Annotated in this window: 14 protein-coding genes; 9 read left to right on the top strand and 5 right to left on the bottom strand. The window is 38.4% G+C overall.

Features of this window, described 5'->3' with window-relative positions:
- Both I8J31_RS10590 and I8J31_RS10585 read left to right on the top strand, forming a co-directional pair.
- Window positions 1–1,212: a response regulator gene (locus I8J31_RS10590; RefSeq protein ID WP_199468532.1), complete on the top strand. Its 1,212-nt coding sequence runs from the start codon at window positions 1–3 to the stop codon at window positions 1,210–1,212.
- Window positions 1,212–1,874 (top strand): sensor histidine kinase, encoded by a 663-nt coding sequence (locus I8J31_RS10585; RefSeq protein ID WP_233402709.1) that lies wholly within the window; start codon window positions 1,212–1,214, stop codon window positions 1,872–1,874. Before I8J31_RS10590 ends, I8J31_RS10585 begins: the two co-directional genes overlap by 1 nt.
- Before the next feature lie 59 nt (window positions 1,875–1,933).
- Here I8J31_RS10585 and I8J31_RS10580 read toward each other — a convergent pair whose 3' ends face one another.
- The 3 genes from I8J31_RS10580 to I8J31_RS10570 form a co-directional block, all read right to left on the bottom strand.
- Window positions 1,934–2,560, bottom strand: coding sequence for a GntR family transcriptional regulator (locus I8J31_RS10580; protein WP_199468531.1), 627 nt, complete (start codon window positions 2,558–2,560; stop codon window positions 1,934–1,936).
- Between the two features lie 13 nt (window positions 2,561–2,573).
- Window positions 2,574–3,752, bottom strand: coding sequence for a benzoate/H(+) symporter BenE family transporter (locus tag I8J31_RS10575; protein WP_199468530.1), 1,179 nt, complete (start codon window positions 3,750–3,752; stop codon window positions 2,574–2,576).
- A gap of 187 nt (window positions 3,753–3,939) precedes the next feature.
- On the bottom strand, window positions 3,940–5,337 hold the full coding sequence (locus I8J31_RS10570) for an ATP-binding protein (protein WP_199468529.1): 1,398 nt from the start codon (window positions 5,335–5,337) through the stop codon (window positions 3,940–3,942).
- Window positions 5,338–5,612: 275 nt separating this feature from the next.
- Here I8J31_RS10570 and I8J31_RS10565 point away from each other — a divergent pair, with 275 nt between their 5' ends.
- From I8J31_RS10565 to I8J31_RS10555, 3 genes are read left to right on the top strand one after another with little or no spacing between them, the layout of a single operon-like run.
- The gene (locus I8J31_RS10565; RefSeq protein ID WP_199468528.1) at window positions 5,613–6,776 is read left to right on the top strand and encodes a hypothetical protein; all 1,164 of its coding nucleotides are present in this window, start codon (window positions 5,613–5,615) and stop codon (window positions 6,774–6,776) included.
- Window positions 6,773–7,282 (top strand): polysaccharide biosynthesis/export family protein, encoded by a 510-nt coding sequence (locus I8J31_RS10560; RefSeq protein ID WP_199468527.1) that lies wholly within the window; start codon window positions 6,773–6,775, stop codon window positions 7,280–7,282. The genes I8J31_RS10565 and I8J31_RS10560 overlap by 4 nt, the downstream gene beginning before the upstream one ends.
- Window position 7,283: 1 nt before the next feature.
- On the top strand, window positions 7,284–9,440 hold the full coding sequence (locus I8J31_RS10555) for a GumC family protein (RefSeq protein ID WP_199468526.1): 2,157 nt from the start codon (window positions 7,284–7,286) through the stop codon (window positions 9,438–9,440).
- 28 nt (window positions 9,441–9,468) lie between these two features.
- Here the strand turns inward: I8J31_RS10555 and I8J31_RS10550 are convergent, their stop codons facing one another.
- Together I8J31_RS10550 and dsbD are read right to left on the bottom strand one after the other, a co-directional pair.
- Entirely contained in the window at window positions 9,469–10,134 is a 666-nt protein-coding gene (locus I8J31_RS10550; RefSeq protein ID WP_199468671.1) for a response regulator, read from the bottom strand.
- A gap of 14 nt (window positions 10,135–10,148) precedes the next feature.
- Window positions 10,149–11,954 (bottom strand): protein-disulfide reductase DsbD, encoded by a 1,806-nt coding sequence (dsbD, locus tag I8J31_RS10545; RefSeq protein WP_325101196.1) that lies wholly within the window; start codon window positions 11,952–11,954, stop codon window positions 10,149–10,151.
- A 144-nt stretch (window positions 11,955–12,098) separates the two neighbouring features.
- On the opposite strand from dsbD, the gene I8J31_RS10540 reads away from it, so the two are divergent.
- The 4 genes from I8J31_RS10540 to I8J31_RS10525 are packed head-to-tail and all read left to right on the top strand — an operon-like array spanning window position 12,099 to window position 15,172.
- A complete protein-coding gene (locus I8J31_RS10540; protein WP_199468525.1) occupies window positions 12,099–12,632 on the top strand; it encodes a TlpA disulfide reductase family protein in 534 nt (177 codons plus the stop codon).
- A 3-nt stretch (window positions 12,633–12,635) separates the two neighbouring features.
- Window positions 12,636–12,860 (top strand): DUF4266 domain-containing protein, encoded by a 225-nt coding sequence (locus tag I8J31_RS10535; protein ID WP_199468523.1) that lies wholly within the window; start codon window positions 12,636–12,638, stop codon window positions 12,858–12,860.
- Window positions 12,847–14,154 carry a DUF3570 domain-containing protein gene (locus tag I8J31_RS10530; RefSeq protein WP_199468522.1) on the top strand — a complete coding sequence of 436 codons (1,308 nt, stop codon included), beginning with the start codon at window positions 12,847–12,849 and terminating at the stop codon, window positions 14,152–14,154. The genes I8J31_RS10535 and I8J31_RS10530 overlap by 14 nt, the downstream gene beginning before the upstream one ends.
- A 58-nt stretch (window positions 14,155–14,212) precedes the next feature.
- Window positions 14,213–15,172, top strand: a complete 960-nt coding sequence (locus I8J31_RS10525) for an FAD:protein FMN transferase (protein WP_199468520.1) — start codon at window positions 14,213–14,215, stop codon at window positions 15,170–15,172.
- The last annotated feature ends 94 nt before the right edge of the window (window positions 15,173–15,266 follow it).

The following is a 15,266-nucleotide window of genomic DNA, read 5'->3' as shown; positions in this document are numbered from 1 at the left end:
ATGGGACATCAAGACTTCTCAAATAAAAAAGCCTTACTCATAGAGGATATGGCAGAAGCGCGAATCATGCAGAAGAAGATGTTAAATGACTTTGGATTTAAGTCAGTCGACATTGCCATGAAAGCAGAAACTGCCATTGAACTATTAAAAAATCAACAATTTGATATCATCTTGGCCGATTATAACCTTGGCAAGGGGAAAGATGGGCAACTGCTTTTAGAAGAAGCAAGGCACACAAAACTTATTCCAAATACTGTGACATATCTTATGGTTACTGCCGAAACATCCATAGAAATGATCATGGGAGCCATCGATTTTCAGCCAGATGGCTACATTACAAAGCCCTTCTCCCAAGCGGAACTTCAGCGACGACTGACCAAGTTACTTAAAACCAAGGAAAGGCTCCTTAATGTCAATCTCGCTTTAGATGCCGGTGAGTTTCAAGAGACCATTAAAGCCGCTAAAGCGGTTATGAAAAAGCACCCTTCCCTTGAAGGCCGATGTGAAAGAGTTATTGGAAAAAGCCTGCTAGAACTCAAGCAGTATCCAGAAGCCCTTAAGCTATTCAATAAAACATTAAAAAGCAGAAAGATGCCTTGGGCCTTATTTGGTCAAGCAAAGTCTTACTTCCACTTAGGCGAACTAGATAAAGCTGAAAAAAACCTGCGCCAATTAATGTTGGACAATCGTTTTTTTGTTAGCGCTTATGACTGGTTAGCAAAAACTAAAGTCGCTCAAGGACACCCGGAGGAAGCACAGGCTATCTTAATTGATGCTATTGGCCGTTCTCCCAAAAATGTCCTCAGACAAATTGAACTGGGCCATCTTAGTTTATCGATTAAAGACTACACTACCGCCGAAATGGCCTACCGTAGGGCTGTCTTTCTCGCTAAACACTCTTGCTATAACACGGCAGACGTCTACTTAGGTCACCTAGAATCTTTAGTGCGCATTGCAGATGATGGCCCCCTAGCCGAACGACAGCTAGACAATTTTAATAATACATTAAAGAAAATACATCAATCCTTTATAGATGACCCTCGCGTCGCAGCAAAATCTTACAGCTACGAAATTGACATTTATCTAGCAAATAAAGACCTTACTACAGCTAAACAAATGTTTGAGCTTTGGCTGAATGAAGTAAAAACAAATGTTGCTTCTCCCCCTACTAAACAACAGACTCAAAAATACACCGCCGCTTTTGGAGGCTAATGATGAAAAAAATGGATATTAGTACCATCCTAGCCAGTGCCATACATGAAAGTAAAAATCAGGTTGGGACATTACTTTATCAATTACAGGGGTTGAAGGACTCCCTAGAAAACAAAGATGGCAATCAAACTAAAATCACTTTGATTGAAGAGTCGCTTAAAAAGCTTAACGATGAATGGGTTGAATACCTATACCTTTACCGATTGGCTTCAGATGGGTATGAGCTTCATGTTGATACTTTTCTAATGGAAGAGTTTTTAGATGATCAAGTGTTTGCACTTCAACCTTCAGCAACGGCCAAAAATCTCAAATTAGACTATCAATGTGATGCAAGTCTTACAGGCATCTTTGACGAAAGACTGATGACTGCGGTTGTTAGTACTGCCGTTTATAACGCCCTACGCTTTGCAAAGTCTAAAATTGTCATCACCGCCAAAATGGACGAAAACTTTCTCGTCATAGCAGTAGAAGATGATGGTAATGGCTTTAATCCGGCCGAAGAATCAGAAGATAACTTGCTCGACTCTAATACAGGCTTAGGCTTATATTTCGCAGAGCTATCTGCTAATGCCCACATAGCACGTGAGACAAAAGGCTTTATTAAAAAAGAGAGTTCAGTCAATTTAGGTGGAGCGAGCCTTTGTATCTATTTACCCCAATAACCCTTATCTTCGATAGGGCTCGAATTTTCACCCATATCTCTCTGGGGATCGATGCAAAATCACCTAGCCTCTGATGATTTCAAGTAATCCACCAACAAAACACCAGCCTCTTCTATATGTAACTTTAAGAGACATTCCGCAGATATTTTATCCTTATTTTCAATATGATTAAGCAGAATCTCATGCTGATACTCACTTCTATGCCGGTAATCTAACGGACCATATTGAAACCCCATGTAACGAACCACCTGTTCATTTAAGCCTGCGATTACTTGCAATAAAGTGGGTCGGTTTGCGGCTTGATAAAGCGCTTTATGGAAAGACCAATTGAGCTTACCTCGCTCCAATAAGCCAACTCCCTCTTTATCTAATTCCATTAGAAAGCCTCTGGCCTTAAGAAGATCTTCAGGACAAATGTGCTCAAATGCCATATTGAAAATAAGCCCCTCTAAATAAGATCGCATAAGATATAAATCTTCTGCTTCTTTCCAGTCTAAAGCAGGAATCATTACCCCTGCTTTCCCATGGGGAACCAGCCAACCTTCTGCCTTTAGCGATAATAAAGCATCGCGAATTGGTATGCGACTCACGCCATAGCGCGATGATAACGTAACTTGTCTCAGTGGCTTTCCTCTCGGAAGTTGATTTTTAATAATATCCGTTTTAATTTTTTGGCAAATATTCATTAACTAAAAGCCCTTAACTAGCTTTAAAGCTAACGTTAGAAATTAATAAGCAAATCACCCCAAACAAAATCCCCCAAAAGGCGGACGCAATGCCAAAAAAGGACACGCCTGACACGGTCACTAAAAAAGCCACTAATGCCGCTTCTCGGTTCGTATCGTCCGACATAGCATTTTTCAAATTCGCCCCAATTGTACCTAGTAAAGCAATGCCAGCCAGCGCAGCAATCATGGTATGAGGGAAAATAGAAAATAAGGCGACAACTGAACTCCCCGCCAATCCTGCTATTAGATAAAATATTCCCGCTGAAAGTCCTGAAATATAACGACGCTTTGGGTCTTTATGACATTCCTCACCAGCACAGATCGCCGCGGTGATTGCCGCCAAGTTGAATGCAAAACCACCAAACGGGGCAAGCACCAAGGAGGTGAATCCAGTCCAGCTAATCACAGGAGATACAGGAGTTTGAAAACCACTGCTACGCATTACTGCAACACCAGGAATATTTTGGGAAGTCATGGTAACAATATAAAGAGGTAAACCGACGCCGATTAAAGCACCTAGATTCCATTCAGGCCCAACCCAGACCAGTTCCCCTATAGTCAGAGGTATAGATGACATCATGCTACTATCAGATCGTGCGATAACAAAAACAACACCTGCCATTAAGACAAATAAAATAGCATACCGGGGTACAAAACTTTTACTAACAAGGTAGGTCACCAACATAGTACTCACAAGAAAGGTATCGCTTTCCATTGAATCAAAAACAGACAACCCAAATTTAAACAGCACCCCTGCTAGCATGGCACAAGCAATTGGCAATGGAACCCAACGCATTAACTTATCAAATAACCCAGAAACCCCAGTTAATAAAATCAAAATGGCGGCAAAAACAAACACGCCAATAGCCTCGGGGTAACTAACACCTCCTAGACTGGTGACTAATAACGCAGCGCCAGGTGTGGACCAGGCGGTAATTACTGGCGATCGATACCATAAAGAAAGGAAAAAACAGGTTAAGCCCATACCTAAACCAAGAGCCATGATCCAAGAAACAATAATATGGGAATCGGCTCCAGCCGCTTGAGCTGCTTGAAAAACAATAGAGACAGAACTTGCAAAGCCGACAAGAACTGCCACAAAACCTGCCACTAGGGCACTCAAACTAAAATCATTGAAAACCTGACGCACAATTTCTGCTCCCTTTCTAAGTAATAGTAGCTAACACTATATTTGAGAAAGGGTATTTTTGTATACATTTTTAAAATATAAAACTTAAAATGCTAAACAAAATTTTAAAATTCTTGCTTAAGCTTGCCGATACCAGCATTCGCGTATACAGCCAAGTTTTATCACCTAACTGAATATTATTAGATCTTCAGGTCAATATAGGGAAACTTATTCGTACCGTTAGCCCCTGTATGACCGAGTCTTCATAAAAAATATTTCCGTGGTATTTCTCTACAATATTCTTAACGATAGAAAGCCCAAGACCTGCCCCTTCAACTTCTCCAGAGCGAAAAAAACGCTCACTTAATCTCTGCCTTTCTTCTTCCGTCACACCTTTGCCGTTATCAACGACTTTAAGCTCGATTGCCTCAAGGGATTGCTCCCAAACGACGTTAATGACACTTCTATCAGGTGAGAACTTTATGCTGTTGCTTATTAAATTTTGCAACAAGATCTCAATATGACTAGGTTCAAAAAGATAATACCAAGACAAACTATCATCAACATCCATAACAATTTCAATATTTCGCTGCCAAGCTAATGGCAATATATCGGCAATCATAGAGCGGGTAATGGCTAATACATCTACCTTTTTACTTAATAGGTTTTTCTGGTGTTCGAGGCGTGCTAAAGCAAGTAGTTGGGAAACTATTCGAGTCGAACGGTCAACGCCGACCGTCAGTTGTGTTAAGGATTGGTTACGTTCAATGTCATTGCCCGCCGTCTCCGCATTTTGAGCGTGAACTCTTAAAATGCTTAAAGGGGTTCTTAACTCATGGGCAGCATCCGCTATCCAACGCTTTTCCCTCTCCATCAACACATCAATTTCAACTAAAAGCCCATTAAGAGCCGTTTTAACTGGGGCTAATTCCTCTGGAACATACGACATTTCAATAGGTTCCAATTTCGTTGGAGTAATTTTCTTTATACGCTGTGCCAACTGCTGAAGAGGCTCCAGACCAAACCCAATAGCAAACCAAACTAAAATGGCTAAAACTGGCCAAGCTAATATCTCAGGTAGAAGGGTTTGAAAGACAATCTGAGCAGAAATTTCTCCTCTTACATCAGAACGCTCGGCGACAATAACTTTTACATTGTTGACTTTCTGATTTAGGGTGAAAGTCCTCCATTTATAATGGTCAGCAACCGCATCACCAAAACCATCAAGATCCTCGGTTTGCTGAGATAAAACTATGTCATCCGAGGCTACCTTAAGCTCCGCCTCTTTCCATATTTGATAAAAAATTTTACTTTCATACCTATGCCCAACAGACGTATTAGTATTTGCCTCATTAATAATCAAAGTGGATGCCTGCTTAATATTCGCATCTAGACTTTCAATATTCTCAGACAGCACAAGCAGTAATCTGGCCTGTTGTGCCAAACGAGCATCAAATAACTCTTCCACCTCATGGTTAGCAAATAGCAACCCCATTATCATAATCATTAAGCTTGTTATGGTGAAAAGCAGCATGACAAAAAATAACGTTCTTCTTCGAATAGAGCTAAGCATTTGAATTCTAATCCATGTACTGATCGACCACATAACCTAGCCCTTCTTAAAAGTTCACAACGCTTCATCATACATTAGCAACGAAAGAATATTGAAAAAACAGGTACTTATAGTCATATATCTGATTAAACATTGCACTTTAGTGTAAAAAAAGGCATATTTATTGTTTACATAGGTATTCTTTAGAAAAGAAATGTAAATCAGGATGTAAGGTTAGCAATAAAATGATGCCTGTAAAGCAGCGAAAATTAATCGGATTGGGTTTCTTGTTCTATGCATAATTCCATTTAGAAGTAGGAAGACATGCCATGATGTTTAAGTTTGAACGCTTAGCTCTAATCTATTTACTCTCAAAAATAGGCATGGCTCCTTCCCTTGCCCACGCAGAAAACACAGATTTGGGCTATAAACAAGGAAACACAAGCATCGCAGCCAATTTAAAAATAGGATATGACTCTTCACAAGCTCAGGCATCAAGTTTTTACCATCAACCAAGTTTTGATTTTTTATCTGGTATAAAAAAAGACACCTATGGTCTTCAGGGGCGCTATGGATACAGTTTATTTTCCCCTGAAAAAAAGAAAGATTTAGCACAGAGTCATTTGTTAGGAGTAAGTTCCTATTGGTCTCCCGTTTCATCAAACACTCTGTCTTTTTCTACAACAATCAAACAAGAAGATGAGCAACGTGGCACAGGACTAACGTCTGATACTATAGATTTTGAGAATAAAATCGATTCGTTTCGCTATGAGAGTATTACAGGCGGCTATGTTTTTGACCGCTTAAGCCAAGAAAGTTTAATTTTTACATTAGCCTATGCTCTAGATAAAAAAATATATAACTCGAATCGTGAGCTTGCCCTGAATGCCAATCTAGAGCAAAAAAAACTAATAACGAATCTAGGTTATAAATGGGGGGATAGTAAAACAGTTTACTTTGAGTCGACGATAATACAGCAAGAATATTTTGATGTTAAAGATAGATCGAAAGATTCTGAAAATAAAATTTCATCGCTAGGAGTGACATGGCCACTGACTTCTATTAGTGATATATCTATTGCTTACGGTAGAGAAAATAAACTCTTTGTGATTGGGAGTAAATCCCTCACCACGAATTATTGGCTTGGCCTTCTAAATTGGTCACCTCTCACTTACACAGAATTTACTTTAGAAGCAATAAATAAACAAAATCCAATAAGCAAGATAAACCAAACACTCAATGAGTCTAACAATCTATCTTTAAAGTGGAAGCACATTAGAAACTCTTATCACAATATTATTATTTCAATAGCAAAAAATAAAACAAAAGAAATCATTAACAACATATCAAAAACAACAAATGAAATCTCACTCGATATAAAAAACAACTATCAAGACCTTGATTTAACATTAGCCTTAAAAAAGAAAACATCATCTAAAGAAGAAACAGAGCTCAACATTTCTCTAAGCTATAATTTTAAGGGGGTATTATGACTAAACTTTTAAAATGTATTTTATTATTCTCAATATCAATGGGCATATATGCTCAAGGAAGCTATATTTTAAAGGCGGGAGATATTATTGAAATCCATGTTTATAATGAAAACAACTTAGATTTAACTACGAAAATCGACTCATCAGGAATAATAAATTTCCCGTTTATTGGTGAAGTTAAAACACTTAATAAATCAACAAAAGAGGTATCAAAGAACATCTCATCTAGATTGAGAAATGGTTACTTTGTTAACCCTGAAGTACATGTCTCTATTGTTGAATATAGACCATTTTATATCAATGGACAGGTAAAGAAACCAGGTGGATTTCCCTATCAACCAAACATTACAGTCTCTATGGGAATAGCCCTAGCGGGTGGACTTACAGATAGAGCATCCAAATCTAATTGGTTTATAAAAAAACCTAGTAATAAAAAGTATAAAGTAACAGGAGAGAGCTTTCTTTTCCCTGGTGACATTTTGATAATCGATCAAAGTTTCTTTTAAAATGAAATCACAAAATATCGATACAGATGAAATAAACATTCTGCAGATAGTTTCAACTATATGGCATAGAAAATGGTTGATTTTGGCCATCATAATAACTAGCATTTTCATTAGTATTTATTGTTATTACTCTATTCCAAATACATATAGGTCAAATATAAATATCCAGGTAAATTTAGACTCTAAAGGCGGTATGTCGTCTATCCTTTCCCGTCTTCCCCTAGGCTCCAATAAAGCAAATAATTATGGTTCAGAAATTGAGCTAATTAAATCTAGAAAACTCTTATCAGAAGTTGTTGATGACTTAAATCTTAATGAGTCTCAATTAAATATAAAGCTAAAAAACAAAGAACCAGAACCACTCTTACCTTATATTAAAAAAATCAACACATATCTAAATGAATTATTTTCATCTTTAGCAACTAAAAAAAATAAATATGAAAGCCTATCCAAGAAAATATTGATAACAAAAAAACTACAATCAATGCTTTCTGTATCATATTCAGATTCTGGAAAATTTTTAACCATCAAAATTGAATCCTACCGACCTGAATTATCAACAAGAATAGTGAACTCTATTGCGAAAATATACATGCAACACAAAGAAAAACAAATTAAAGAACAACAAAAAAACACTCTAAATTGGCTTTCAAGCGAGCTGGCATCTATAAAAAAAGATATAATGAGATCAGAAAATGAATTAATCCCCCTCTCTGGAAACGAAGACTCACCAGACATAAGAGTAATGTTGAAATTAAAAGAAGATGAATTAAACTCTTTATCTTCTAAAAAAAATGAACTAGAACAAAAAATAGAAATAGATGAAATTCATTATAAAAATTTAGAAGGGGTAACAGAGCCAACTATAATTTTAGAGTCACCATTAATAAAATCCACCCCACAAATTGAAAAAGCCCAGACTTCAATCTCTGATGCTGAAAATAAATTACTCGAGCTCAGTCTAAAGTATGGCCCTAAACATCCATCTTATATAATAGCTAAAGAGAATTTATATAATGAAAAATCCATATTAAAAAGACAAGTAAGAAATCTATTAAACACTTACATTTCGATATTTGAAATAGAAACAAAAAAAATAAAATCACTAGAAAAACTATTATCAAAAAACAAAATAGAGCTGCAAAAATTAAGACAATCAGAGAATATTTACCTTAAAAAACTTCGAGAAATAGAAACATATCGAAGTCTATACAACATGACTTTAAAGCGTTTCCAAGAAGCCCAAAGTATTAATAATCTAAAACAAGAGATTGCTACAGTCCTTGATTATTCTCTAGTTGAAGATGCTCAAAAAACCTCAAGGCAGAACTTAATTTCAACTATGATAGTTTTTTTAGGTTTCTTTATTAGTATTTTTATTAGCCTTTTTCTAGGAATAATTGATCAAGGAATACACAGTAAAGATGACTTAAACAACCTAACAGAAGCTCCAATACTCACTAATTTACCTAAAGTGAAAAATAGAAAAAAGATAGGGCAATCCTACAACTTCATCCAAGATAAAATCTACTTGGAGTCTATTTATCGCTTAAGAACACGACTTAGAACGATAGATAAAAATAAAAAAATGCTTTCAATAACGTCAGCAATCCCCAAAGAGGGGAAATCAACTACGGTTCTACATTTAGCAAAGGCCCTTTCCGAGTTAGAAAAAGTGCTAGTTATTGATATCGATTTCAGAAGACATTCAATCACAAAGGATCTCAATATCTCAAATGAAAAGTCTGGCTTATCTGATATCATCTTGAATAAAGCTAAATTTTCTGACGCCATTATTAGAAACTCTAAAGAAGGGTTCGATATTCTTGGTGTAGGAACCGCATTAGACTACCCCAATGCATTATTATCTTCAGATATGATGGGAAAAATATTAATGCACCTAAGAAATCATTATGACAGAATCATTATTGAAACGCCTCCTGTTCAACTTTTTTCAGATGCAGAGGTAGTATCAAAATTAGTAGATGCCACACTCCTTATAGTAAAAGCCGACTATACAAAAAAGAAAGATTTAACAGCAACGATTGAACAGCTAGAACAAATTAATATTAATATACTAGGCATCATATTAAACCAGACTGTCTTCACCTCTAAAGAAAAACATTATGATAAATACATTCAAAATAGCAAAGCGTAATCACATGTCACTCTTAGCTCTAATATATTCAACTTTCTTCTTGATCAACGACGTAACCAATACCTCTTATAGTACGAACCAATTCGGGAAAGAGCTTTTTACGTAGATGGTGGATATGTACTTCTAGAGCATTGCTTTCAACATCGTCTCCCCAGCCATACATAAGCTGCTGAAGTACATCACGAGTAAAGACATGACCAGGCTGACTAACTAGTTCATGCAGCAGTGAATACTCTCTTCGCGTAAGGTTTACATCTTTATCTTGATAGGTCACTTTATGGCTAGCAGGGTACAACACCAGCCCTTTGTAATGAATTTCACTGATTGCGCGGCCATAACTGCGCCTTAACAAAGCTCGCGCTCTCGCCTTCAGCTCAGTCACATCAAAAGGTTTCACTAGGTAATCATCGGCACCTAAATCTAATCCGGCAACACGATCCTCCAAAGCGTCTCTTGCTGTCAGAATTAAAACAGGAACTTCACTTTTATCTGACCGTAATTGCTTTAATACAGCAAGTCCATCAAGTCGTGGTAACCCAAGGTCTAATATCACCAAATCAAACACTTCATTTGCTAAGGCTTCCAATGCATAAATGCCATCATGAAGTAAATCCACAGTGTAACCTTCTCGCTTCAAAGCCGTCACTAAACCATCCGCCAAAGAAAGATCATCCTCTACCACTAATATTCGCAAACCCATTCCTTCAATCATAGGGCAGCCAAGGTAGAGTCAACTGTGCGTCTAAATTCCGCTAAATCAATTTCACCTTGACGTACCTTTGTTAAATCGCCATGTTTAGAAAAGAATAACAGAGTTGGAGGTCCAAAAATGCCATATTTACTCAAAAAGTCCTGCTGTTTAGAAGTATTTTGCGTCAAATCAAGTTGTAGAAAAATCACATTATTTCTATAAGAATTCAACTCAGTGCGACTAAAGATATCTTTTTCCATCTCTAAACAAGCAGTGCACCAGTCAGCATACATATCGACAACCACAGGCTTGCCATCAATTGAAGCCTGACGCATCGCATTGTCAATAAAGCCAACATCTTCAGTTCTCGTAAACAATGGCGCTCTAACTGTCTCAGAGATAGCCATTGAAGTAGGTTTTAAATAACCAAGTGGCCTATCTAAACTTGGCTGTCCTGCCAAACTGGATGTCAATATCGACACACCATAAATAAACAAAATCAATGCAAAACCTTGGCGCGTTTTCCCCCAGCTATTGTCGCCTGATTGAAACGGTGAAAGATGTAGCGCATAGGTCACACAAAGCACTGACCACAAATATACACTCACAGTATCGGATACCATCCGAGATACCAAAACAATCGCAATACCAAGCAAGACAACCCCAAATGCCGCCTTAACCTGCATCATCCACATGCCAGCTTTCGGTAAATACTTACCGCCACCTAGACCAACCAGTAATAATGGAACGCCCATTCCTAGGCTCATGACAAACAAAACACTACCACCAAGAACAGCATCTCCAGTTGTGCTAATGTAAATTAAAGCACCTGCTAGAGGAGCAGATACACAAGGGGAGACGATAAGAGCAGAAATAGCCCCCATGATACCAACACCAATGTATGGCCCACCGATGCTTTTTTGACTCAAGCGATCAAGACGATCTCTTAAAGACATCGGTAATTGAAGCTCATAAAAGCCAAACATAGACAAGGACAACAGCACAAAAATTAAACTAAAGGCAATTAATACCACAGGTGTTTGAAACAAAGCCTGTAAATTAAGTTGAGCACCAAATACTCCAACCAGAACACCAGCAGCACTATAAGAAACAGACATACCTAGAACATAAGAAAGTGATAAAAAGAAACCTTTCTTCGCTGTGATATTTCCAGACTGTCCCGCTATTATCCCAGCCAGAATAGGAATCATAGGTAAAACACAGGGGGTAAATGTAAGCCCGAGTCCTAATAGAAAAAATGTCAGCAATACCCAGACTCGATCACCATTCAATAAAAGCTTAACCAACTGCCCTTCTTCACCAGAAGTCTGTGAAGATTGAATATTTTCAGAAGGAATTTGCTCAAGCTCGCTAGTTTGAGGTACCGCCTGCTTACCACCTAAAGATATAACCTTAGTTTGTGGTGGGTAACAAAGACCGGCCTCAGCACAACCTTGATAAGTTACCTTCACCTCATCTGGCACACTGCTAACTTGTCCGATCTTAATAACCATTTTTTTATGAAAAACATTAACCAGTCCAAAATTTGGATCATTCTTTTCTTCTGATATGGTTAAAAACTCAAAAGGGACAGACGCTTTCTTATCACTCGCCAATGACACCTTTACTCGAGACTCATACAAATAGTAACCATCAGCAATGATCCACTGAACTTCCCTTTGGTTTATATCAAGATGTATTTGAAATGCTTCAGATGGTTTTAAAAAGACATTCTCGGCCCATACATGAGTCACAATGAATAAAGTCATCAATGTAGCGATAAGCCATTTGATATGCCTAGCAGGTAAAAAAGAAGTGATCACTTAATAGCCCTTAACATTACTGGTGTTTAGCTACTATAGATAAGAAACCTTAAGCGAATCTTACGCCCTTTATTTTTTCACCTTAATTTTTCCTTAAGAATGACTCTCTATTATTCCAAACATTCCTCGTATTTGGAGAAAGTCATGATAGGAAACAAATCACTCACATTCACCACTGCACTGTTCTGTAGTATTGCCTTTTCCTCTTTTACATGGGCAGCAGAACTCACACCTTCTAGTAACGTAAAAGCCGCTCCACACCAAAGTGTTCAATTACCTAGCTACCAAGGTGAGCAAGTTTCACTAAAAAGTCAGAAAGGTAAGATTTTATTAGTCGATTTTTGGGCTTCCTGGTGTGGCCCTTGCCGAGAATCATTCCCTTGGATGACAAATATCCAGGCCAAATATAAAGACCAAGGTCTTAAAATAATCGCCATAAATTTGGATCAAGCAAAAGAACAAGCTCTCGATTTCTTAAAAGAATACAAACCAGGATTCACGGTGCTGTTCGATTCCGATGCGCTTTTACCGGAAGACTTTGGGGTAATTGGTATGCCTACCAGCTACCTAATAGACCGCCAAGGTAACATTAGAGCAACACATATTGGATTCCATAATGAAAATCTAGCGGATTATGAAAGCGCTATAACCCAACTATTAGCAGAGAAAGGAGAATAAATTATGCGAGGCGTCTCCGGTATATTCGGTTTGATTTCCATCACTATTGCTTTAACAGGTTGCAGTGACTTGGGCGTTAAACCATGGGAGCGAGGTATTCTTGCCCAACAAGAAATGAATCTGATCAACGAACCAATAGAAAGCAGTTTGAACGATCACATTTACTTTAGTAAAGAAGCCAGCAGTGGCGGACAAGGTTTCGGAGGTGGTGGCTGTGGCTGTAACTAAAACAATGAAAAAGAATAAAGACTTAGCTCGTTTACTAACAGCAGCAAGTTGTGCATTAGTTAGTGGGCTATCAACAACAACGCATGCAGACGACAGCTGGGATGTGGATTCAGCCTTTTTACTCTATTCAGAAAGTGATAGTCGAGTGTCTGCTGTAGAGCCTGTTGTCAGTGCAACAAAAAACTATGATGAAGAAACCAAGCTCAACTTCAAAATAGTGGCTGATACCTTGACTGGCGCCTCACCTAATGGCGCAACACCAAGTGATCAAGTCCAAACATTCACTAGCCCTTCCGGTAAGTCATCTTACAATGCGACAGCAGGTGAGCAACCTTTAGATGACACATTTAAAGACACACGCATAGCGCTTTCCAGTAACTGGTCTGCACCGATTAACCGAGATTGGGCTTATGGCGTTGGCGGTTACCTATCAGCAGAGCATGATTACCGCTCCCTTGGCGTAAACGGCAACCTATCTCGCTATCTCAATCAAAAAAATACAACACTTACATTAGGCTTAAACCTATCTAATGATGCTGTCACTCCAGAAGGTGGTGTTCCCACAGGATTACATCAAATCCCTCTTGATAGGTCTGACAGTGAATTTACACAACGTTCAGATTCTGAAAATAAGAACCTTGTCGATGCCGTGTTTGGTGTCACTCAGGTAATTAACAGCAAAACCATCATGCAGTTTAACTACGCATTAAGCACTAGCTCTGGCTACCTCACAGACCCCTATAAAATGCTTTCAGTCATTGATGACACAGCAGGAAGTAATTTTGGTGGTAATTTTCAAAGTGGTGGCAACAATGTCTACCTTTATGAAAAAAGGCCTGACTCTCGTTTGAAGCAAAGTATCTATTGGCAAACCAAACACCAATTTGATAACAGCGATGTTCTCGATGTAAGTTATCGTTTTATGTTCGACGATTGGGGCGTGAATTCGCATACTATTGACGCAAAATATCGATTCCGTTTTGATAACCAATACCTAGAGCCTCAACTTCGTTGGTATACTCAAAGCAAAGCGGATTTTTATAACCGATACTTAACATCAAGCGATTATACAAATACCAGTCTGGCTAGTGCTGATTACCGATTGGGAGATTTAGATACCTATACAATTGGATTAAGATACGGCTATGAATTTGCTGACAATACCGAATTTTATACCCGCTTCTCACTCTATCACCAAGAAAGTTCCGGTGAGAAAGGTATAGGTAAGCTAGCCTCCCAAGAACTTTATCCTGGTTTAGACTCCATGATGCTAATCATGGGCTATAAATTTTAATTCCTACAAAATACCCTCTACAAAAGCAGTAGAGGGTACTTCTATCCAAAGAGACAGCATGATATTTATTGAAGATCTAGCAATAGCCTCTCAATTCAATATAAGTAATCACCCTAACCCCAGCTTATGGTTAGAAGGCTCTAATTCCTATCAAATACGCTTTGATTGTATGGCAAGCAATTGCTCAATCCTCATTGAATGCGACCATATTGATCTTGTTAAAAGCGCAGCAAAAAAAGCCATAATGGAAGCGTGGCGTATAGAACATAAATTCAGCCGTTATAGACAAGACAACACCTTTACCGCTATTCATTCCCATGCAAATCACTGGCAAGCACTTGATCATGAAACAGCTCAACTGATGATTTTCGCAAGTCATGCATACCAAGCATCCGAGGGGCTGTTTGATATCACCTCTGGTATTCTAAGAAGGGTATGGTCATTTGATGGCAGTGACAATCTACCGCAACAAAGCCAGATCGACGATCTTTTGACTCATGTTGGTTGGGAAAAACTTGACTGGAACCTTGATACACCTGAACAGTTAAATATTCCTGAGGGTATGGAACTGGATTTTGGTGGTATAGGAAAAGAATACGCGGTAGATAGAATGCTTAATATCTGCATTAGAGTATTACAAGATGCCCCCTCTGCCGTCTTAATTAATTGCGGCGGAGACCTTACTTGCAGCGGGCCTCGACTTAATGGCGAAAGCTGGAAAGTAGGAATTGAATCGCTTTCCGTAGATAATAAAGCAGAAAGGATAATTGAACTATCGTCAGGTGCCCTTGCCACTTCTGGTGACAGCAAACGCTTTCTACTTAAAGATGGTATTCGTTATTCTCACGTATTAAACCCTCGTACCGGTTGGCCGGTTAAAGGTGCCCCAAGAAGCATTACCGTTGCCGCACCTAACTGTGTAAATGCCGGAATAATCGCCACCCTCTCTCTTTTACAAGGAAACAAAGCTGACTCTTTTCTTTCCTCTTTAGACATGCCTTACTGGATTAACCACTAAGCGCTCCAAACGAAAAAAAGCCCTGACAGCATGCTATCAGGGCCTTCTTAATGTAAAGCTTGACGACGACCTACTCTCACATGGGATCTCCCAC

The organism is Marinomonas transparens (assembly GCF_016463975.1).
GTDB classification, from domain to species: domain Bacteria; phylum Pseudomonadota; class Gammaproteobacteria; order Pseudomonadales; family Marinomonadaceae; genus Marinomonas; species Marinomonas transparens.
Note: the sequence above shows the minus strand (reverse complement) of the source record. Positions and strands in the feature narration are given on the sequence as shown.